We start from the raw sequence: 22,233 nt of genomic DNA, 5'->3' as shown, positions 1-22,233 counted from the left end.
GAATTATGGCTAATTATTCCGCCGAAGATATTGAGGTACTCACGGGACTAGATCCGGTGCGTAAGCGCCCCGGGATGTATACCGATACCGCACGCCCAAATCACCTGGCTCAGGAGGTAATCGACAACAGTGTCGACGAAGCTCTCGCCGGACATGCCAAGAAAATTGAAGTGGTGTTACACAAGGACCACTCGCTTTCTGTCAGCGACAACGGCCGCGGTATGCCTGTCGATATCCACCCTGAGCAGGGACGGCCTGGTGTAGAGGTTATCCTCTCCACTCTGCACGCCGGCGGTAAGTTTTCCAATGATAACTACCAGTTTTCCGGCGGCCTGCACGGCGTCGGTGTTTCGGTGGTTAACGCCCTCTCTAAAGTGCTGGAGGTTACTATCCAGCGAGATGGCAAAGTTCATCGCATTGGCTTTAAGGATGGAGAAAAGGCCTCCGACCTGGAAGTAGTAGGTGAGTGCGGCAAGCGCACAACAGGCACCAGTGTTCGCTTCTTACCTGACCCCAAGTATTTTGATTCCGCAAAATTTTCAGTGGTGCGCCTGCGACATCTTCTGCGTGCCAAGGCCGTGCTCTGCCCGGGCCTCACGGTTACGTTTATCAATGAGCAGGATCGTGAGTCTGATGAGTGGTATTACGAAGATGGCCTCAAGGACTATTTGGCCGCTGCAAACCAGGGTTGGGAAGTACTGCCAGCTGAGCCGTTTGTAGGCAGTTTTGCAGCTACTACTGAGGCGGCAGACTGGGCCGTTCAATGGTTGCCAGAGGGCGGAGAGGTCACCGCTGAATCCTACCTAAACCTGATTCCCACCGCCCAGGGCGGTACTCATGTCAACGGTTTGCGGGCCGGCCTGCTGGAAGCAATGCGCGAATACTGTGAAATTCGCAATCTGCTACCGCGCGGAATTAAACTGGGACCGGAAGATATTTGGAGCCAGTGTTCTTACGTTCTCTCTGCCAAACTGGCTGATCCCCAATTCTCGGGCCAGACAAAAGAAAGGCTTTCCTCCCGTGAAGCGACTGCATTTATTTCCGGTGTCGCCAAAGATGCATTCAGCTTGTGGCTGAACCAGCATACGGAAGAGGGAGATAAACTGGCGGAACTGTGTATTGGCAATGCACAGAAGCGAATGCGCTCCGCGAAAAAAGTTGCGCGTAAAAAAGTTACTCAGGGACCGGCCTTGCCTGGCAAACTGGCAGACTGCTCCAGTGGAGATACCACGCGTTCTGAACTCTTCCTGGTGGAGGGAGATTCAGCCGGTGGCTCCGCCAAGCAGGCGCGAGACCGGGAATTCCAAGCTATCATGCCCTTGCGCGGTAAAATCCTGAATACCTGGGAAGTTGACTCAGGGGAAATTCTCGCTAGCCAGGAGGTACATGATATTGCTGTAGCCCTCGGCGTGGACCCGGGCAGCGATAACCTGGAAGGCTTGCGTTACAACAAAATCTGTATCCTCGCCGATGCCGACTCAGACGGCCTGCACATTGCCACGCTGTTATGCGCGCTTTTCTTGCGTCATTTCCGGCCGTTGGTCACTAACGGTCATGTCTATGTGGCCATGCCACCACTGTTCCGAATTGATATCGGTAAAGACGTTTACTATGCACTGGATGAAGCTGAGAAACAGGGCATTCTCGATCGTATCACTGCGGAAAAGAAAAAGGGCAAGATTCAGGTAACCCGATTTAAGGGATTAGGAGAAATGAATCCTATGCAATTGCGTGAAACTACGATGGACCCCAATACCCGTCGTCTCGTACAGCTCTATATCGATACCGGTGATGATAGCAACCAGCTTTTGGATATGTTATTGGCCAAGAAGCGTGCTGGGGATCGCAAGCAATGGCTGGAAAGTAAAGGGAATCTGGCTGAAGTGGGTTAAGCTTTCTAACATAGGTATTGGTGTTGCCTTAGTGTACTAAGGCAACAGATCAATGCATATGATTAACATGGAGCGCTTTTCCTTTTGAGGGGCTCTATCTCTCTTTCAGAAATTGTATCAGTTATTCAACTTAATGGATGCTAATTCAGCTGCATATTATTTAATTCCTTCAGTTTAAATTTCTTGTTTTAGTATTATACTAATTTAAAACAGATAACTTCATTGATACGAAAATATATAGCCTTAGCATCTATGTGATATTTTCGATAAAAAGAAGTGCACAAATCCATTCTATTGGTTTTACTATTTTGTCATTTCTAATTACCTATAGTCTAAATTTTTTAAAAGATGAAGTAAGCACTATGTGACAAGTGCCTATATAATGTCTCAATAGTAAGGCTAGCAGTGTTGGGCAGGGCTGTCCCATATAAATCAGTCTAAATGGTGGCTGTAATTATCTTGTCCAAGGTTTCATTATCCCAGCCAGCCTTTTTCCGAAGCCTTTTAATGCTCATGTCTTTTTTAAAGCTGGGCTTTGCCGCTTGCAACTGATTGAGTGCCGAATGCCTCAAGATCGCCATGTTTTCTGGTGCATTTCCTGATCTGAAGCGACTATCATCCTCACGAAAAACCACATCTAAAATCCAGTGTAACGAGTTTTCAACACCCCAGTGAGAGCGAATAATATGATTGAGTTCTGCTGAGCACGGCTCTAAACTACTGATATAGTAGCGCGTTTCGCAACTAGTTCGCCCATCTACAGTTCGTTTCGCCTGGACTGCGATAACACTTCTTAGACCGTGCCATTGCTCTTTACCTTCGAGCCAATCAATACTGTTAGTAGAGAGACATTTTCTGGATTCTATTCGGCCTCGGCTCACCTCTTCCACACAATCAGTATCGACATGCTTGTGGTGCTGCATATCGAACAAATTATTAAAATGCGTGGTAATTTGCTGGTGCAGTTTGTCCTGGTTGCCCTTCACAGCAATCACATAATCGCCGCCTCGTTCGATAATTTTCTGAGTGATCGTTTTCTGGCAGCCCATGGCGTCAAGCGTAATAATCGCACCATTAAGATCAAGAATCTCCAGTAACTTCGGTATGGCCGTAATCTCATTCGACTTTTCTTCTACCTTTTGCTGAGCAAGGACAAGTCGCGCCTCGGACGCAAAAGCACTCACCATATGTATAGGAGATCGTTTACTGGCCTGATCGAAGCTGCGCCTTAGCGTCTTGCCATCGATCGCAATCACGTTACCGAGTTCTTGCTGAATACCTTGGACCCACTGCAGAAAGCAGCGCTTAAATTGTTCGGGGTCTAAGCTTGAAATAACACGGCTAAAAGTGTTTTTTGAGGGTATTCCGCTATTTAGCGGGGTGAATCGTTTTAGGTAATCTATCTTAGATTCTGCGAAATCGACAAAATCTCTACAGCTTTCAGCACCACAAATAACACCGCAAAACATGATAAGTAAAATATCGGGCAGGGCGTGCAGCTTGTGCCGATCAACTCGAGGATCTTCCATGTCGTCAAAGTGATGTAAAAGGCTAACGCTATCCATTTTGTCTGAAAAACACTCTATTTATCAAAAAAGATAGCTATTCTAGGTCTATTTTGTTCGTTTTTACACCGATTTATATGGGACAGCCCTGCAGTGTTGGGTATTTTGCAAGTCTAAAGCGACAGCATCAAAAGTTATATAATTAATGCCTGCTTGACGAGATTAAATTTTGAGTATGCTATGGGATACATTAAGTGCCGTTGGTGAGCTTGTCGGTGCCTTTGCGGTTGTCGCATCTTTAGTCTATCTTGCCGCTTTAATAAGAGTTCAGAATAAAGAATCAAAGATTGCTTCTATGCATGAGATATCCATTGCTCATCGAGAAGCTGTGGCAGCAATTTGTGACGGACCAATGGCAGACATCTTTGCGAAGGCGATGAAGGATTTTGATTCTTTGTCGAGTGCCGATACTTTAAGGATCATTGGCTTTGTATATCGTTTTTTTAAGATCTGGGAAGAAGCTTATTTCCAATACAAGGCAAACAGACTCGATTTTACTATTTGGGACTCAATGACTCGTCAATATACAGCATACTTATCAATGGAACCTTTTAAAAGGATATGGGAGTTGCGCTCTGAATATGTAGCTCCCGAATTCCGTGATTATGTCAATTCAAGAAAACCAGAGGATTTGGTTTTACCAAATTCAATTAGTAATAGGGGTGACTCCAAAGGTTAATCTTACCTAATTACCACTCTTGCTAAGTTATGCGTAACTGTATATAAATACAGCTATCTCGTTGATCTGCAAGGGAATACGCCATGGCTCGCAACAAGGTACAGTTTCAGAAGGGTATTAGTTTGACCCAATTCCTCAAAATGTACGGCAGCGAGGAACAGTGCTTCGATGCACTGTCGCAGTGGCGTTGGCCCAATGGCTTTAGTTGTCCTCACTGCGGGCATGACAAGCATTGCGACCTCGCTTATCGCAAGCTTAAGCAATGTAACCATTGTCGGCGTCAGACATCGATTACCTCTCGTACAATTTTTGACTCCACGAAGCTCCCCCTCACCACCTGGTTTCTCGGTATTTTCCTGATTACTCAGGATAAGAAGGGCATTTCCTCTATGGAGCTATCTCGACATCTAGGTATCTCTTACAACGCAGCATGGCGTATGAAGCAGAAACTCATGCAAGTGATGATGGAGCGAGACCAACGATACAAACTGTCCGGTTTTATTGAACTAGATGATGCCTATCTCGGTGGTGAGCGTACTGGATGCAAGCCCGGGCGCGGAGCCAAGGGTAAAACTCCCTTTGTGGCGGCCGTTGAAACAACCAAGGAGGGACGCCCAACCCGTATTAAGCTCTCAATTATCAAGGGCTTCAAAAGCAGTGAAATTTCAACCTGGAGTAAAAAGTACCTTTGCAGTGGCAGCACAGTCATCTCAGATGGTCTTCCATGCTTCAATGCCATTAAGGAGGCCGGTTGTGTACATGACAAAATTGTTTGTGGTGGTGGCCGAGCTTCTGTTGAAGAGCCTGAGTTCTATTGGGTAAATACAGTACTTGGTAATTTAAAGAGTGCGCTACGTAGCACTTACCATGCTATTAGGCCGAAATATGCACAGCGCTATTTGGCAGAATTTCAATATCGCTTTAATCGGAGGTTTGATTTGTCGGCACTCATTCCAAGATTGATTTACGTCTCTCTTCGGACACCACCGATGCCAGAAAGGTTGCTAAAAATTGGCTTAGCATAAGTGGTAATTAGGTAATCTTAAATCATGCCTTAATAGGGCTATGGTTTATCTAGGGAACCTCTGAATAATTCCGAGCCAGTTTGGTAGTATTCAGTTATCCGTCAAGACTACGATAGATTATGCACCAAGTCACCTTTGCCGAAGCAGAATATAAGCTAAAGCGCCGTATAACTCGCCGAGAGAAGTTTCTTTCTCAAATGGAAGCCCTCATCCCATGGCAGCGACTAGAGGCTCAGATCACTCCTTGCTATCCACAAGGCAAACGTGGCCGACAGCCATATCCATTAAGTGTCATGCTCCGTATTCATTGCATGCAGCTATTTTATAATCTCAGTGATCCCGCTATGGAGGATGCACTGTATGAAATTGAATCCATGCGTAGTTTTGCTGGATTGACTTTGAGCGGCCCAATTCCCGATGAAACAACGATTCTTAACTTTCGCCACTTATTGGAGCTCAATCAGATTGGTGCAGCGCTTTTTGATGAAATCAACAAGCATCTTGCTGAGAATGGCATGGTACTGCGTGAAGGCACGATTGTAGATGCCACTATTATCTCTGCGCCAACTTCAACTAAGAATAAAAAGAAAGAACGTGATCCAGAAATGCATCAAACAAAGAAAGGCAATCAGTGGCACTTTGGAATGAAGATGCATATCGGGGTTGATGATGTGCTCGGAGTAATACATAGCGTAGATACAACAGCAGCGAATTCGCATGATGTCACAGCCACAGAGCGAGTCCTCCATGGGGAGGAAGGAAGAGTCTGGGGTGACTCTGGGTACATTGGTGCGGAGAAGCGAGAAGAGTTGAAGGAGCGGGAGGTGGATTGGTACATAGCAATGAAGCCGAGCAAGCTGAAAACTCTTCCTGGGCGTGATGCACTCCGTAAGGCGGAAAAGATCAAGGCGCAGATAAGAGCGAAGGTTGAGCACCCCTTTCGCTACATTAAACGGGTATTTGGTTATGACAAGGTCCGCTATCGGGGACTGTTAAAAAATACTGAGCGGCTGTGCTTGCTAGCAGGCTTTACCAACTTACTAATAGGGAGAAAATATTTGGCCACCTAGGGGTGGTTCGCCTGAAACCCGCCTATTTAGGGTTTCAGATGAAAAATTAGCGGGCTATTACGCGAAAATTACGCGCTTGAGCGTAATAAAGTGAATTTTTCAAGCAGTTCAGCTTAATTCTAGAAAAATGCTTCGTTGATCAGAGGGGCCCTAGATGTTGTAAAAGGAATCGTCATATTAAATTTGGCTACTGGTAGCATCACTCTCAACAAGATCAATAATAATCCAATTGTGAAAGAGGTATTTTTTCTTTCTGAGTACCAATAGAAGGTTGTGTAACCGATAGTCAACCAAAATATATAATGAATGAATATTGTGAGGTCATGGGAGTTAGTAAATCCAAGGTGAAGCCGTGGATTCGAAAATTACATGCAGGGCGAGCTGGAAGAGTTGTTGAGTATCTAATATCTTGAGCTCCAAATAAATATTGGAATACTTACAAATTTTTGTTGCAATAAATTATCACTACATCTTTTTAAACTGTTTTCATGCATAAAAGGTATGAGATACGATAAAATAATACTTTATTATCTGAATGACTAGAAGCCCACATTTCTTATTTTTGACGTACGAAAATTTTTAAGCTGCCATCTCTTCATCGATTTATTTTGTGTAAACATGTGGGATATCTGGCTTCAAGCTGCTAAAAATTATCCGTATTTTTGTTGGCTGAGAAATTTTGAGTCACATTTCTTTGTAAGAACGTACCCTCAAGTTCGGACAGATGCCTAGCCATTAAAGACTTTTAGTTGGACCTATTGTTCTAATTCGGAGGGTAAAAATATATTTATTAAAAAAAGTTCACTCTGTCAGTTGAATCTTGTAGGCTGCTTAAAAGTATCAGTGTGTTTAGATGGCTGTTTCATTATGAGTGCCTTATAAAGTCTCGGTTGTAATGTGAAGAATGATAGTTTATAGATTAAATTAACAAATTATATTTATAGGCATTGCTATTGGTTTCGTATTGGTCGGTTGCTCCATTTGATGTGCAGGATGATTGGCGCAAACCCAATAATAAAAGGTAAATAGTATAGACGTTGATAAGTGTTTTACACTTTGTTTAGTAGTTATTACTGCCGGCTGCTAAATAAATAAAATATACATAATAATGTCTGCTCGTCTGAGTGCTTGATTTATATGTTTTTTTCATTCTGGTTAATTGGCTATTGTGAGTTCAAGAAGTGAATTTCTAAGTCTTAACTGGCAAATTAATAAAGCAGTCTTAGCCCTTAATCCTGTCAAGGCTCTAAAAGAGAATCAAACCTAAATCTATAAAAGGGGTTTTTTATTTACGAATATATTCGAAGTTTATTCTAATTTTACCTCTCGCAGTGGTTCTTGTTGGAGATATTTTAGTGCTAAGGCGATGCGAGAATAGTCTGTATTTTCGTGTTGACAATAAAAATTATATCTAATTAAGAGCTAAGGATAAGAGAGTTTTGAAAAATTATACGATGACCTATAAGGAAAGCATATAGTGAAATTTAATATTAACCTAGCAATCTTGATGTTCAGTGTATATCTTTCAGGTTGTAATGGATCTTCGAGCGGGGGAGATGATCCAGACACAGGTGGCGAGCTTACAGCTGCTACGATGGCGGTTCATTATGAGAAACCTAAAACGCTAACCTTTCGCTGGAGTGATGTTTCTGGGGCAACTTATTATCAGTTATTTGAAAATGCTGATGGGCACTCTGGGTTTGAACCTATTGGAAATCCCATTGCGCCAAAAGAAGAACGCATTGAATTAGTGGTGCCTTTATTCAAAAAGCTTAATGCTCAATACTTATTGCAAACCTGCGATGATCAGAGATGTATCGATTCTGATGCAGTAGCGATTGATCAGGATGTGATAGGTAGTATCGGTTATTTTAAACCCAGTAATACGGATGCTGACGATCAGTTTGGTTGGAATCTAGCAATTAGCGATGATGGCAACCTGCTTGCAGTAGGTGCTCCTCGCGAAGATAGCGGTGGTGACCAAGAGGATAACCTGACACCTGATTCAGGTGCAGTTTATATTTTTAGTCGGGAAGATGGCGAATGGACACAGCAAGCCTATCTTAAGGCCCCTCTGATCAACGAAGCATTTTTCTAGAATTAAGCTGAACTGCTTGAAAAATTCACTTTATTACGCTCAAGCGCGTAATTTTCGCGTAATAGCCCGCTAATTTTTCATCTGAAACCCTAAATAGGCGGGTTTCAGGCGAACCACCCCTAGGTGGCCAAATATTTTCTCCCTATTAGTAAGTTGGTAAAGCCTGCTAGCAAGCACAGCCGCTCAGTATTTTTTAACAGTCCCCGATAGCGGACCTTGTCATAACCAAATACCCGTTTAATGTAGCGAAAGGGGTGCTCAACCTTCGCTCTTATCTGCGCCTTGATCTTTTCCGCCTTACGGAGTGCATCACGCCCAGGAAGAGTTTTCAGCTTGCTCGGCTTCATTGCTATGTACCAATCCACCTCCCGCTCCTTCAACTCTTCTCGCTTCTCCGCACCAATGTACCCAGAGTCACCCCAGACTCTTCCTTCCTCCCCATGGAGGACTCGCTCTGTGGCTGTGACATCATGCGAATTCGCTGCTGTTGTATCTACGCTATGTATTACTCCGAGCACATCATCAACCCCGATATGCATCTTCATTCCAAAGTGCCACTGATTGCCTTTCTTTGTTTGATGCATTTCTGGATCACGTTCTTTCTTTTTATTCTTAGTTGAAGTTGGCGCAGAGATAATAGTGGCATCTACAATCGTGCCTTCACGCAGTACCATGCCATTCTCAGCAAGATGCTTGTTGATTTCATCAAAAAGCGCTGCACCAATCTGATTGAGCTCCAATAAGTGGCGAAAGTTAAGAATCGTTGTTTCATCGGGAATTGGGCCGCTCAAAGTCAATCCAGCAAAACTACGCATGGATTCAATTTCATACAGTGCATCCTCCATAGCGGGATCACTGAGATTATAAAATAGCTGCATGCAATGAATACGGAGCATGACACTTAATGGATATGGCTGTCGGCCACGTTTGCCTTGTGGATAGCAAGGAGTGATCTGAGCCTCTAGTCGCTGCCATGGGATGAGGGCTTCCATTTGAGAAAGAAACTTCTCTCGGCGAGTTATACGGCGCTTTAGCTTATATTCTGCTTCGGCAAAGGTGACTTGGTGCATAATCTATCGTAGTCTTGACGGATAACTGAATACTACCAAACTGGCTCGGAATTATTCAGAGGTTCCTTAAGTCTCCAGATCCTCAAGAAGCTGCAGAGTTTGGAACTGCATTGAGTCTTAGCGATGATGGCTATACGCTTGCAGTAGGGGCATTCAAGGAGAACGGGGAAAAAGATAATTTTTCTGCGGGCGCTGTTCATATTTTTTCCCGAAGTAATGAAGGTTGGGTCCATAGCGCCCGACTTCAAGCAGACAATCAAGGAAATAATGACCTATTTGGCTATGCCCTTAGCCTTAGTGGGAATGGTTCTACTTTAGCAGTAACCGCACCCAGTGAAGATGGTGGTCTTGATGGCGATTCTATTGAAGATTCTGGAGCGGTATATGTGTTCCGTAATGAGGAGGGAGGTTGGTCACAGTATGCCTACATTAAGGCTACTGATAGTTCTGAGGGGTTAGGTTTTGGTTCTTCGATAAGCCTTGATGATGCCGGGGCTTCATTCGCAGTTGGGGCTTATGCTGACAATGCAGAGGCAGGTTCCGTTTATCTATACCAGTTGGATGGTGAATCTTGGGTAGAAGATAGCAAGATATCGGCTAGTAATCCTGTCGCTGGTGATTGGTTTGGATTTGCGCTCAATTTAAGTGGTAATGGGCAAACTCTAGCAGTTGGCGCCCCATTACAAAGTGGATCTAACAGTGGCGCTGTCTACATTTTTTCTCGAAAAGAAAACGCTTGGGAGCAAACTGCCTATTTGAAAGCTTCCAATCCTCATGTATCGGCTTACTTTGGAGAGGCGGTAAACCTGAGTGATGATGGCAGTTTTATCGCCGTGGGAGCATGGGGAGAGAAAAGCTATAGCCAAGGATTGTTCGGAGATAGTACAGACGAATCTTCAAATAAAGCAGGAGCAGTTTATACCTATATATTTAATGGCGTAGACTGGTCTAGTAAAGCTTATATTAAGGCGAGCAACACAGACTCGGGAGACAAATTTGGTGGCTCTGTTGCGCTAAGTGGAGATGGAGCTAGTTTAGCAGTAGGGGCGAACGGTGAAGGAAGTTCCGATAGTGGTTTGCTCGCAAATCCTGAGAGCAATGAAGCTTATTCTGCAGGAGCGGTTTATATTTATTGATTGGACTGTATAATTTGTATTTATGTATAAAGTTAGTTGTTTGATTTTAAATGGTATTGTTATCATTAATCTAGACCGAACGGAATACGTACAATGTAAATTTTAGAGATCTTTATTCTAAGTATAGATTTTAGGCTGCTCAGGTAAATCAAAAGATTTTCCTAGAGCAGCAATATATCTAGAGTTTTAGCTAAAGCTTAGCTGGATAGTGAAAGAAAAGGATATCTTTAAAATTTATAACTCTCTTTAAGTCTGAGCTTGTAATCAAGCTCTGGTAGTAGGGTGTCTACAAGAGAGCTATTCTGCTCAATAGTTTTGCGAATTTTTAAAAGTTTCCATAGAAGCTTATTTTTGGTTTGATGCCAGATAAACCGAAAAGCAAGGAAAGTAAAAATACACTTGCTCGCTGTAATATATATGCCATAAATTTGATGGGGTGCTTTAAGTTAAATGTTGGAGTTCGGATGTGAGGAATATTCTATGAATAATCCCGCGAAAAGGTTTAATACTGTTTCTAGAGTGTTTAAAGGTCCGATTTCTATGTAAAGTGAAAATTCTGAATTTAACAATCTGGAACTCAAGAATGCACTGTATATTTATCGGCGGCCCATTTTGAAAGGGTATGGGGCTTCGATTTGAATATATGGCTATGATTATGTAAATCCAAATAAACTTGTTAGTTTAGCTGGTCAAACTCGTCTAGTGAAATGTAAGTTCGACCCTGAATATCAACCTCATATCTTTATTTAATACAATTCCTTAATGCAGAGTCATTTGACCTCTTTTTCGTGAGAATGGCGCGAAGCTCTTTTTTGCTAATCTGAGACAGTCCTTTGATCGATACTGGGGAGGCAGTCAAATGTGTGGGCTGCTAGGGGTATTCTCTATTGTTGCTACGTATAGCCGGGAACAGATCTCTCGTGCACTACAGACCCTTACCCATCGAGGACCAGACGGTGAGGGATTCTGGTCATCAGGTGATGGCCGAGCCTGGCTGGCGCATAAAAGGCTCAGTATTATTGACTTAGAGGGTGGTCAGCAGCCTCTGTTGAGCAGTGACGGGGAAATAATTTGTATTGTTAATGGTGAGTTTTATGATTATGTGAAAATAAAAAATGATCTTATTCGACGAGGATATAGTTTTCTCACGCAGTCGGATAGTGAAATTTTGATTGCTCTTTATCAAGAGTATGGTGTTTATTGCCTGGACTATCTTCGAGGAGAGTTTTCTTTCGTACTGTACGATAGAGGGAAGAAACTAATATTCTCTGCTCGAGACAGGTTTGGAATAAAACCTCTCTTTTATTACTGGGCAGATGGATGTTTAAGTTTTTCATCAGAAGTTAAGGCCTTAAAAGCCCTTGGCTTGCCGGTAGAGTGGAACCCTCATACTTACTGGCAGGAAATTAGTTTCTTGCATACTCCTGCTGCTAGCTCATTTATTAATATTTTTGAATTACCTCCTGGTCATTACGGTATTGCCTATTTGGATGATCTGCAATTTTCGACCCATCTTTATTGGGATCTCTATTTCCCTACGATTGTTGAGCAAAGAAAGACTCAGTTTAGAGAAGAAGAAGTTATAAGCGAAGTGCGAAAAAGATTCACTGAGGCGATTAAGTTAAGACTCAAAGCTGATGTGCCAGTTGCTTGCTACCTGAGTGGAGGATTAGATGCATCCTCTGTTTTAGGAATTGCTCAGAGCATGCTTGACAAGCCGATAGATGCATTCACCTTGTCTTTTGACCACCCGACTTATGATGAATCATCCGATGCCAGGTCCATGACCGAATATGCGGGGAGTAATTATCATCCAGTTGAAATTAATGGCGATATATTGGTTTCCTGTTTTGAAGAAACGGCCTACATCGGTGAAAAAATGTTCTTCAATGGGAACGCTATTACTAAATATGTGCTTAGTCGGGCTGTCCGAGATCTAGGGTATAAAGTCGTAATAACTGGGGATGGGGCTGATGAGGTTTTTGCTGGTTACGGTTGGTTTAGGCAAGACTTTATCGAGAATTACTTAGAAGATCTTCCCCAGGAAGAAAAAGAATTGATTCTAAAAGATTTGGAGAGTGGCGACCCTGTTTCTGATGGAGTTTTTATGTCCTCTGCGAGACTGCATCAGTCAAGGGTAGTGAAGTCTGCCCTTGGTTTCTTTCCAAATTGGATGCAGAGTTTTATGGATATGGGTATAAAAATATTTCCATTATTTTGTAAAGATTATGCTGATTATATAAAGAACAATCAAATTGCAGATACTCTCATGGAAAATTTAGGTGGCATGTCTGTATTAAAAAATAGACCTGTTTTATCTAAAAGCTTGTATACTTTTACCAAGTCTATGTTTCCTCATTTTGTCTTAACAATGATGGGTGATAGAACAGAAATGGCTCACTCGATTGAAGGTCGCCAACCATTTCTTGACCACCACTTAGTAGACTATCTATCAGTATTGCCAGAAAAATATAAAATTCGAGGATTAACTGAGAAATATGTATTGCGAGAGGCTATGAAGTCGGTGTTAACAGACAGGGCCTACAAGAAGCAAAAACAACCGCTATGGACTCCGCCTCTTACAGATAAGAAAAACAAGAAACTTCATGAGTATATGAAGGATATTATCCATAGCCGTGAGACTCTAGATATGCCATTTCTAGATCAAAAAAAGCTTATTAGATTTTTTGAAAAAGATGAGGGGCACTCGCAGGCAGACCAGAATGTAGTTGATGCTATTAAATTTCTTACCGTTAGTAGTATATTAATACATAAACGATTGGTGATGTGCTAGAAGTTAATTCTCTACTCTAGGCGGTTTTGATGGTTTACTCTGGATATTAAAATAAAATTTCTTTAGCAGGATTTGCAGTGCAGGAATTTCTCAAAATTGAGCCCGAATAAAATACTTCTATCCGGGCGTTTTGGTATTCTAATTTCTCCCAGCAATTACCCCGCCATCAGCGTCCCAAATGGCTCCAGTTACCCAACTTGCTTTGTCGCTTAAAAGAAAGTCTACGACATCAGCGATGTCCTTGGGGGTACCAACTCTGCCAATAGGGTGAAAGCTATCGAAGGAGGCAAGTACTTGGTCTATTTCCCCTGGATCGATAAAGGAATCATAAATAGGCGTCTTAACCACCGCAGGGGATACTGCATTAACCCGAATATTGTGATCGGCCAGCTCCATCGCCATATGTTGGGTGAGCGAATGTAAACCGGCTTTGGCCATTGAATAGGCAGAGGAGGGTGTCGCCTTTACGGATTGCTTGGCCCACATGGAGCCAATATTCACTACACTCCCTCCGCCGTTGTCAACCATGTTTCTTGTTACGGCCTGGCTAATAAAGAAGGTGGCACGGTTGAGGTCGAGATAAGTGTCGTAGTCTTCCCGAGTATGTTCAAGAAATGCAGTAGGATTAAAATATCCAGCGGCGTTTACCAGGTATTTAAAATGATGATTGCTGGATTTTATATATTCGATAATATTGCTGATATCAGCCTGTTGATAGAGGTCTGCCTGAAGTGCTTCTGCAGAGCCCATCTGAGTTAATTCGTTGTGGGCTCTTTCAAGTTTGTTGAGATTATTGCCAATAATAACTGTGTGAATTCCCTGTTTCACCAGCAGGTTTGCAATGGCGAGCCCCATACCACTGGAACCACCAACGATTAAGGCAACTTCTTTTTGTTCAGCAGAATCTGGTCTTTTAGTGGAGTCACTCATATTATTTCCTCACTGAGATATGCTCATTACGTGAGTGAAGTTTAGAAAAGAACCGGACAGGTTGAAAAGCAAGCACAAAATGGTGTACTAGTTACTTTTTGGTAAGTATTGATGAAATCAGAGAAAAATATGCTCACGCGAAAGCGCCCGCCCAAGAGAAGTGCCAGAATGGTTGAGACTATCTATGGTTGTAAATGGTCCCTTACTGTCTATCAGCTTCTGGCTAGAGGGGTAAATCGACCGGGGGAAATGGTTCGCAGCGTTGAGGGTTTGACCACCAAGGTCCTGAATGAATGTTTACGTAGAAATATGGAGTTCGGGATACTGGAGCGGATCAGCTATGCAGAGATTCCTCCCCGGGTGGAATATAACGTTACAGCATTTGGACAGAAATTCCTGAGAATTCTGGACGACTTGGAAAAGCTACAGGAAGAAATTGATGGCTCAGAATTACCTGAAAGTAAATAACTTTATCCCGCCAATACCTTCGAGTTACACTAAGTGTCTAAATGATACTTGTCGCTCCCTATGAATGAAGAAGACTATATAGCTCGCTATGAGAAGCGTAACTTTGACGCTCCTTTAGTTACTGTGGATGCAGTTCTATTTACCTATCACGAAGGTCTACTCAAGGTGCTCTTGGTGCAGCGTTCTACTCACCCAGAGAAAGGGAAGTGGGCTTTGCCTGGAGGATTTGTCTCTGAAATCGAAGATAATAGTCTGGAGGCGACAGCTAACCGAAAGCTAAAAGAAAAGACATCAGTTATACCGCCCTATTTAGAGCAGCTTTATACTTTTGGAGGGCCCAGCAGGGATAAACGGGGGTGGTCGGTAACGGTTGCCTATACTGCCTTGATTGCCCACCAATGCTGTGCAAGTGCAATCAATACTGTGTCGAGTGTGGACTGGTTGCCTTACTCTCAGATATCTCAATTATCTCTGGCTTTTGATCATCAGGAAATTATTAGTCGTGCCCATGAGCGTTTGGTTCAAAAAGCGCTCTATACGATTGTGCCTGCATTTGCATTACCGGAAACTTTTACCTTGCCAGAGTTGCAGCAAGTACATGAGGCAATAATTGGGAAACCAATACAGAAAAAATCATTTCGCAGGCGAATTGAGCAGGCCAATCTGTTAGTAGATACTGGTGAAAAACGTTCCGAAAAAGGTCGGCCTGCAGCGCTCTATCGTTTGAGCGAAAGCTCTGCTTATCATAAGTTTGTACGAAATCTGGAGCTTTAATAGTGTGATTTTTTGAATCCTCATGTCGATTGATTTTAATTCTCGTGGGAATTTTCGAAAATCGGTTGTGCTAGTAATATAGATGGAAGCGAGCTTGCGAATTTCAAGCTCGCTAATGATGAAAATTTTCTAAAAATTTATCTCAACTGGCAACAGCCAATATATCTCTACCCTCAACAATAACTGCCCGTTCCCGAATAGTTTCCAGATCTTGTTCTATAAGTAATTTCCCATTGCGGTAGACAGTTTCCAGCAGATTATTACGGCCGCCAATATCTTGCTCACGAATAGTGTAGGGCGTTCCGTCGGTACGATTTATTAATGCCAAGCGCCCTCTCTTGGAGCGCTTACCGCTATCGGTGGCGGGGTCTTTGTAAACATCCCGCCATAGGCCATCGACTCGAACCGCACTGGCTTTCATGGCGAACCTCATGGTATCTCGGTTAACTTTTTGTAAAAGCTCACCTCCCATACCGAAGCTAATATTTTCAGCGCTCTGTTTTCTGGCCTTCATTGCGCTGAGGATGCCCTCAATGGTGTGTAGAGAAATCCCGTCACCCTGGATCACCCGAATAAAGTCAGGAAGTACTCGGAAACCTTTACTATTAATGGTTGCTCCGAATATTCTCATCAAGCGCTCAATAGTCTGAGTGACTATATCAACGGGATCGCCGCTATCCGGGCGAATTACCAGGGTGCCGCCATTATTTTCTACCCTCTCTTTTAATTCACCGCCCCAGATATTCTCGATTGCACTCCAAAGATCGTAGCTGTCACTCACTACGGCGACCAGACGGTTGTCACCGCTGAATTGCGTCAGCATATTTTCATAGGCTTTGGCTTCCTGCTCGCGTCCCCAACTGGTCATGGTGCTGTGCTCTGCAGCGGGTATTGAAAATCCGGCCATTGGAGCTGCGTAGTAGCGGCGGCCGGCGAGTACGGCGGCAATGGTGTCTGTGCCTTGGAAATTTACCAGGTGGGCCAAGCCCCCAATCGCAGCTGTCTCTTCGCTGCTAGCACCGCGTGCGCCAAAGTCATGTAGCTTAAAGGGCAGTGAGTCGAGACCCTCAGCAGTTTCCAGTAAATATCGTTGAATGACCTTTTTGGCTTCCCGGCTTTGGGTGGCAACTGTGGTGGGGTACCAAATTGCGCGCAGCAGGGCGGTTTCGATATAGCTGGTTAGCCAGAAGCACTGAGGGTCTGTATTGACTACTTGGGCTAAGACATTCCTAGTCGGGATAACGCTGCCCTCGGGAACTGCTTGAATCTCAATGGGCAGGTAACCCTGATGCTCCTGGAGAATGTATTCCCATCCCTCGCGATTAAATGGCAGGCCATGGGCCAGACAGAGCTCCTCTGCCTCTTCGATGTGCTCTGCGTTGATCGGCGTAGTCAGGTACTGCTTGATAAATGCCTGTAGGCCAAAGAAAACAGCCTCTTTGAACTGGCCACCCCGGCTCTCGATATAGCTGCTGACATACTGGGTTCCCTCTGGGTACTGAAGGTAGTGGCTGGTTTTATAGCTGTCGACATTCAGGATTGGGTTGTACTGGTTCATCGCGGAAATCCTCCGTGAGTAGTTGTTAGCACCGGTCTCTCCAGTGCGGGCCTTGTCAATTATTGTCTAAAGGACACTAATAGAGCTAATAGTGTCTTTTAGATACTAAGTTGTCAAGTGTCGGCGTGTTTTTTCTGGGTATTGGTGGGGTAATGCGAGTTGTTGAATGTGCAAGAGGTGGCAATTGGCCACCTCCTACCTGCTTTAGGCGCCGCCAATCAGGGATTGAATGATGTAATAGTGGTCTTCAAATAGCTGCTGAGGGTCCAGATCAGCGAGGGGAACCCAGCGGGCATAGCGAGCGTCGTCACCGCCCTTTACCTTGGGTAGCTGTTGGCTGGGAGCCAGTTCTATGTAATAGGCGTGTGTGATAGTCCTTCCACGGGCCGAGCGATAGGGTTCATCGAATACATCCTGCCGGCGTATAGATCCTTTCAACACTGGTGTCGGGACTTTAAGGCGTGTTTCCTCTCGCAATTCTCGCAGGCAGGCATCGATCAGTCGCTCACCGGGGTCGACAAAACCACCGGGCAGCGCCCATAAACCCCGCCCGGGAAAAGCTCGTCGCTCTATCAGCAGGATATGGCCAGATTGGACCACTACAGCATCGACAGTAACGTGAGTTGGCGGATAGGGAGCGGTGGCCCAGGAGGATCTGTAGCGATGGATAAATGCCATTTCTTCGCGCATTTCGCCGTAGGCTGGATTGGTCTCCACAAACTCTCTTAAAGCGCCAATAGTGCCCTCTGGCAATTGCTTTTCTTGGTTGAGTGAATTCAACAAGCTATCGGCGCTGTCGGTAAATAGTGCCTCCCTAAAGGGGGTTGCACTGATTTCGTTGTGATTCTCCACCCCAAGGGATCCCCACTGGGGGAAGAGGTTGAGGTAAAAACCGCTCTGGTCTTTCTGGTGCCCGATTAATGCAATTTGAGGTGGCTTGTGGGGAATGGTGTGATGAGCGGTCACTATGCCGTTAACGGAGTTTTGTACATTGCGTACCCACAGCTCATCGTTATAGGGCACATCCATTAAAGGTAGGCAGGTCAGGCGCTTGTTGTCACTCTGGCTTAAGCTTTTCCTGATAAATTGTTCCCGCTCGCGATGAGTCCAGGGGTTGCGAGGGTTGCGGGGCTGGTTGGCGGAGCCAATCAGGATAATCAGGTGCTGGGCCTGAGCTAATCCGCACTGGACTACTTTTAGATGTCCGGAATGAAATGGCTGGAATCGACCGATGAAAACGGCAAAATCGTAGTGCTGGGCCATAGCAGCAAGCTCCTTGCTGTGAATAAACCCCGGTCTCTCCAGGGCTTGAATAATAGGTCTTGAAATATTATGTGTCTAATAGACACTAATGGCAAGTGGGCTCAAATTCAATTTTTAGCGATTTATCGAAGAGGTGGGGTTATATTCCAGTGTTCGAGCCGATTTACTTTTTTCGAGTGTGTGAGTAGAACTGATGTGCCGCTGGTTATTGTTCATTTCCTTATTGAGTTTGGAAGCCTTTGCGCAGGAAATAGAACCATTTACTACTGATGGTTGTAGCGCATTTCCCGATGGAACTTTTGATCAACAGGAGTTGTGGCTCGACTGCTGTATTGCCCATGATTATGCCTACTGGAAAGGGGGCACATACGATGAACGCGAGCAGGCGGATAAAGATCTGGAAGTCTGTGTAGCTGGAACCGGGGAAGAAGAAGTTGCACTAATGATGTTACTTGGAGTTCGGGTTGGCGGTACGCCTTTTTTACCCACCCCATTTCGCTGGGGGTATGGCTGGCCCTATTTGCGTGGTTACAAGGCTTTGTCACCGGTGGAATTACAGGCAATTAAAAAATCAGAAGGTGAACTTTGACGGTAATTAGGAAAAGCTAGTCACAGAGACAAATTGTTCGCGTTTATTTGAGGTACTTTATTCAATAGGGCTAACGGCTAAAGCCTGTAAATAAATATCTGCAAAACCCTCCTTGAGCCACTGCATCAAATTGCGCACCCGTAATAATTGGTGGCGTAGGGGCGGGCATACCATCGAGAGCTCGGTAGACTCAGACCAGCCGGGCAGAATTTCAACCAGGCGTCCACTGGCAATATCTGCCTGGACATAGATATCTGCCAGCCGGGTAATTCCAAGTCCCTCAATTGCAGCGCGGTGCATTACCCTTCCGCTAATCAATTTAGTGCTGTTTTCAACTTGCACAACCTGTTGGTTCTTACCTCGTGTCAGCAGCCATTGATCCACACTGCCGGAAATTAGCGGTACAGATGCTAAGTCAGCAGGTTTTTCTATAGGCCCATATTCTTGAAGGAACTTTGGGCTGGCTACGTATCGGGTTTTGATAGTGTGAAGTTTACGCACGATTAGAGAGGAGTCCGGCAAGCTGCCCATACGAATAACCAAATCGTACTGGTCTTGAATCAAATCTACTCGGGTGCTGGAAAAGTCTAGATGAACTCTAACTCCTGGATTGGCCTGCTGAAACTTGATCACCAGCGGAGCAATTAAGCTCTCTCCGATAACGCCACCAACAGCGTTGATGCGGATGTTTCCCTCCAGTCCTCCCTTTGATTCACTGGCCCACTCGGCGGCTGAATCCAACTGCTGCATCGCTTGCTTGCAACGCAAATAGTAACCCTCACCAATCTCGGTAAGACGCAGTTGTCTTGTCGTGCGGTAGAGAAGCTGTATATCCAGGGTTGTTTCCAGCTCTGTGACCAGTTGGCTCAAATTGGCCTTGGAAAAGCCGCTGTCCCGCGCTGCAGCGGTGAAGCTTCCGGCATCGGCCACCTGAATAAATGCACGAATAGCGCGCCATGAGATATTGTTCATAAAAACCAAACAATGTTTTCCGATTGGTTGGGCTAATCATATTAGTCGGAATTCCTATACTGGGTCTACTTAAACAAAACTATCCGCCGGGATAACTCATTGAAGGAGAGAGAGCCCATGTCCAAACCACTCGTTGTTATTACAGGAGCCAGTTCAGGTATTGGTGCTGCCATTGCCCAACATATGTCTGCTGGCGGGCATCCTTTATTATTGTTGGCAAGGCGTGTGGACAAACTGGAAGCTTTAAATCTGCCAAATACTCTTTGCAGGAAAGTGGATGTGACTGATATGGCAGCCTTGCGTGGGGCAATTCGTGAGGCTGAGACTCAGTTCGGTCCGGTTGACTGTCTGATTAACAATGCCGGCAAAATGTTACTGGGCAATATTGAAACCCAGAACCCCGATGAGTGGCGGCAAATGTTCGATGTGAATGTATTGGCCTTGCTTAACGGTATGCAGGCAGTTTTGGAAGATATGAAAACTCGCCATTCCGGGACCATTATCAATATCAGTTCTATTGCTGGAGTAAAAACATTTATCAATCATGCTGCGTACTGTGGTACCAAATATGCTGTCTCTGCTATTGGTGAAACCGTGCGCGAGGAAGTGGCGCCTACCGGGGTACGTGTAATGACCATATGCCCCGGCGCGGTGGAAACAGAGCTGCTAAGCCACACTACCTCAGCAGAAATTATTGAGGCCTATCAACAATGGAAAGAATCTATTGGTGGTGCAATTAATGCAGAGGATATTGCTCGCACAGCAATGTTCATGTACTCCCAGCCCCAGCATGTAAATATTCGCGAGGTTCAAATTGCAGCAACAGGGCAGGGACAGTAATTCTGATTTTGTACCGCCCAAGTACTAATCGTTTTTCCAAGTAATATTTCTTTTGCTAATATTTCCAACCTAATCCAGCTAATCGGATCTGGCTTAGGTTGGAATGAATTGTAAAAGATATGGAGATACCAGCGCGAATAACGATTTTATTTGCCCGTCTTATTTTATGTTCCTCTGTGTTTGCACGAAAAAATACTGATAAGTAGGAGTGTAGCGTAGGGAAAGCGGCAGAATCAGTGATGTCTAGTATCGTCAAGTTTGGCAAAAAACCATTATGGATGGTGACAGAGAAGGCGTCCATGATGGGCGTAAATCAGGGTAGAGTACAATTGGTGCTGCTCTCATCAATACTCTGGAAGCTGATGTTATCGTAGTATTCCTTATTAATCAGGGTGGCTATGCAACCAACTTGTTTAGGGGTAAAGGAAACCCTGAAGAACTGACGATTCCCAGTAATGCTGGACGCAAACAAAAGTTCTACTTTGCTATAGAGTGGGATCAAGTGCGTGAAATCCGAATTCTCGGTAAAGTCATGCAACCATAGCTAGTAACTGGCGCTGGAGAGAAGTGGAGTTGCGGCTGGGGTTGTGGATACCCAGCCTGCTACGCAGCTAATCCACTTCTTGAAATAGCTTTTGAATAGATGAGAAGTCCAAATCACTACCTCCGCGCAAATTGAGAATTCCATAGAGATTGCGCGCCATTGAGCCGAGAGGCGTATAGCTCTTACTCTGAGTGGCGGCTTCCTGAGCTAACCCCAGGTCCTTACACATAAGTCTTACCATAAAACCACCGCTATAGTTTTTACTCGCTGGAACTTCGGGCATTACTCCGGGATAGGGATTGTAATTTTGTAGGGACCAGTTGGCTCCTGAACTTTTTAACATAATGTCGGAGAGCACATTGGGGTCGAGTCCATTATCTATTCCCATTTGCAGGGCTTCAGCGGTACCAATCATATGAATAGCCAGCAGCATATTGTTACAAATCTTTGCTGTTTGGCCAGCTCCCGCTGCTCCGGCATAGAAAATATTGCTACCCATTGGCTCTAGAACTTCCCGGGCCCTGTCGACATCACCGGCCTCTCCCCCACACATAAAACTCAAAGTTCCTTTGCTAGCACCCGCTACTCCCCCGGAAACAGGGGCTTCAATGGCTTGCAGGCCTTTGATTCTGGCTTCACGAATAAGGCGCTTAGAACTGTTGGAAGAAATAGTGGAGCAGTCGATAATCAAACAGTCGCGAGAAATACTGTCGAGCAGTTTATCGGTATCAATATACAGGCACTCAACCGCTGCGCTATTAGGCAGCATGCTTACCACAAAATCTGCTTCCTCAACGGACTCTTGGGGAGAGGAACACTTTTTGATACCGCTTTCTACAGCGGTATCCAGTATTTCAGTGACCGGATCAAATCCTTTAACTTCAAAGCCCGCCTTGACCAGGTTGGTGGCCATAGGCAGTCCCATATGGCCCAACCCTAAAAATGCGACTGTTTTAGTCATGCTGC

At 44.6% G+C, this 22,233-nt stretch carries 18 protein-coding genes; 11 read left to right on the top strand and 7 right to left on the bottom strand.

From position 1 onward, the window contains the following. Positions 1-5: 5 nt before the first annotated feature. A complete protein-coding gene (gene parE / locus ACJJIQ_RS18090) occupies positions 6-1,892 on the top strand; it encodes a DNA topoisomerase IV subunit B (RefSeq protein WP_445362634.1) in 1,887 nt (628 codons plus the stop codon). A gap of 437 nt (positions 1,893-2,329) precedes the next feature. Here the strand turns inward: parE and ACJJIQ_RS18085 are convergent, their stop codons facing one another. Next, positions 2,330-3,457 (bottom strand): ISAs1 family transposase, encoded by a 1,128-nt coding sequence (locus tag ACJJIQ_RS18085; RefSeq protein WP_445362101.1) that lies wholly within the window; start codon positions 3,455-3,457, stop codon positions 2,330-2,332. Positions 3,458-3,626: 169 nt separating this feature from the next. Here ACJJIQ_RS18085 and ACJJIQ_RS18080 point away from each other — a divergent pair, with 169 nt between their 5' ends. The 4 genes from ACJJIQ_RS18080 (at position 3,627) to ACJJIQ_RS18065 (ending at position 8,329) form a co-directional block, all read left to right on the top strand. Beyond that, positions 3,627-4,136, top strand: coding sequence for a hypothetical protein (locus ACJJIQ_RS18080; protein WP_445362633.1), 510 nt, complete (start codon positions 3,627-3,629; stop codon positions 4,134-4,136). 83 nt (positions 4,137-4,219) lie between these two features. After that, positions 4,220-5,161, top strand: a complete 942-nt coding sequence (locus ACJJIQ_RS18075) for an IS1595 family transposase (RefSeq protein WP_445362153.1) — start codon at positions 4,220-4,222, stop codon at positions 5,159-5,161. A 119-nt stretch (positions 5,162-5,280) separates the two neighbouring features. Then, the gene (locus ACJJIQ_RS18070) at positions 5,281-6,231 is read left to right on the top strand and encodes an IS5 family transposase (protein WP_445362188.1); all 951 of its coding nucleotides are present in this window, start codon (positions 5,281-5,283) and stop codon (positions 6,229-6,231) included. A gap of 1,477 nt (positions 6,232-7,708) precedes the next feature. After that, positions 7,709-8,329 (top strand): FG-GAP repeat protein, encoded by a 621-nt coding sequence (locus ACJJIQ_RS18065; protein WP_445362632.1) that lies wholly within the window; start codon positions 7,709-7,711, stop codon positions 8,327-8,329. A 119-nt stretch (positions 8,330-8,448) separates the two neighbouring features. Here the strand turns inward: ACJJIQ_RS18065 and ACJJIQ_RS18060 are convergent, their stop codons facing one another. Beyond that, positions 8,449-9,399, bottom strand: coding sequence for an IS5 family transposase (locus tag ACJJIQ_RS18060; protein ID WP_445362188.1), 951 nt, complete (start codon positions 9,397-9,399; stop codon positions 8,449-8,451). Between the two features lie 110 nt (positions 9,400-9,509). Here ACJJIQ_RS18060 and ACJJIQ_RS18055 point away from each other — a divergent pair, with 110 nt between their 5' ends. After that, entirely contained in the window at positions 9,510-10,535 is a 1,026-nt protein-coding gene (locus tag ACJJIQ_RS18055; protein WP_445362631.1) for a hypothetical protein, read from the top strand. 859 nt (positions 10,536-11,394) lie between these two features. Beyond that, complete coding sequence (asnB, locus tag ACJJIQ_RS18050; protein WP_444918377.1) at positions 11,395-13,329, top strand: asparagine synthase (glutamine-hydrolyzing); 1,935 nt, start codon at positions 11,395-11,397, stop codon at positions 13,327-13,329. Between the two features lie 138 nt (positions 13,330-13,467). On the opposite strand, the gene ACJJIQ_RS18045 is transcribed toward asnB, so the two are convergent. Further along, the gene (locus tag ACJJIQ_RS18045; protein WP_445362630.1) at positions 13,468-14,259 is read right to left on the bottom strand and encodes an SDR family NAD(P)-dependent oxidoreductase; all 792 of its coding nucleotides are present in this window, start codon (positions 14,257-14,259) and stop codon (positions 13,468-13,470) included. 111 nt (positions 14,260-14,370) lie between these two features. On the opposite strand from ACJJIQ_RS18045, the gene ACJJIQ_RS18040 reads away from it, so the two are divergent. Together ACJJIQ_RS18040 and ACJJIQ_RS18035 are read left to right on the top strand one after the other, a co-directional pair. Next, positions 14,371-14,727, top strand: a complete 357-nt coding sequence (locus tag ACJJIQ_RS18040) for a winged helix-turn-helix transcriptional regulator (RefSeq protein ID WP_444918375.1) — start codon at positions 14,371-14,373, stop codon at positions 14,725-14,727. 60 nt (positions 14,728-14,787) lie between these two features. Continuing rightward, positions 14,788-15,501, top strand: coding sequence for an NUDIX hydrolase (locus tag ACJJIQ_RS18035; RefSeq protein ID WP_444918374.1), 714 nt, complete (start codon positions 14,788-14,790; stop codon positions 15,499-15,501). A 142-nt stretch (positions 15,502-15,643) separates the two neighbouring features. Here ACJJIQ_RS18035 and ACJJIQ_RS18030 read toward each other — a convergent pair whose 3' ends face one another. Beyond that, positions 15,644-17,059: a nicotinate phosphoribosyltransferase gene (locus tag ACJJIQ_RS18030; protein ID WP_444918373.1), complete on the bottom strand. Its 1,416-nt coding sequence runs from the start codon at positions 17,057-17,059 to the stop codon at positions 15,644-15,646. Between the two features lie 204 nt (positions 17,060-17,263). Then, positions 17,264-18,322, bottom strand: a complete 1,059-nt coding sequence (locus ACJJIQ_RS18025; protein ID WP_445362629.1) for a bifunctional nicotinamide-nucleotide adenylyltransferase/Nudix hydroxylase — start codon at positions 18,320-18,322, stop codon at positions 17,264-17,266. A 193-nt stretch (positions 18,323-18,515) separates the two neighbouring features. Between ACJJIQ_RS18025 and ACJJIQ_RS18020 the strand changes: the two genes are divergently transcribed. Then, positions 18,516-18,911, top strand: a complete 396-nt coding sequence (locus ACJJIQ_RS18020) for a hypothetical protein (protein ID WP_108734714.1) — start codon at positions 18,516-18,518, stop codon at positions 18,909-18,911. Between the two features lie 57 nt (positions 18,912-18,968). Here the strand turns inward: ACJJIQ_RS18020 and ACJJIQ_RS18015 are convergent, their stop codons facing one another. Then, on the bottom strand, positions 18,969-19,883 hold the full coding sequence (locus ACJJIQ_RS18015; protein ID WP_413663530.1) for a LysR family transcriptional regulator: 915 nt from the start codon (positions 19,881-19,883) through the stop codon (positions 18,969-18,971). Positions 19,884-20,000: 117 nt separating this feature from the next. Between ACJJIQ_RS18015 and ACJJIQ_RS18010 the strand changes: the two genes are divergently transcribed. Continuing rightward, on the top strand, positions 20,001-20,723 hold the full coding sequence (locus tag ACJJIQ_RS18010) for an SDR family oxidoreductase (protein ID WP_445355539.1): 723 nt from the start codon (positions 20,001-20,003) through the stop codon (positions 20,721-20,723). A gap of 611 nt (positions 20,724-21,334) precedes the next feature. On the opposite strand, the gene mmsB is transcribed toward ACJJIQ_RS18010, so the two are convergent. Further along, the gene (gene mmsB / locus ACJJIQ_RS18005; protein WP_445355540.1) at positions 21,335-22,228 is read right to left on the bottom strand and encodes a 3-hydroxyisobutyrate dehydrogenase; all 894 of its coding nucleotides are present in this window, start codon (positions 22,226-22,228) and stop codon (positions 21,335-21,337) included. Between the last annotated feature and the right edge of the window lie 5 nt (positions 22,229-22,233).

The organism is Microbulbifer maximicatervae (SeqCode), from assembly GCF_052468295.1.
The sequence above is the reverse complement of the archived record's forward strand: the minus strand, read 5'-3'. Positions and strand labels throughout refer to the sequence as shown.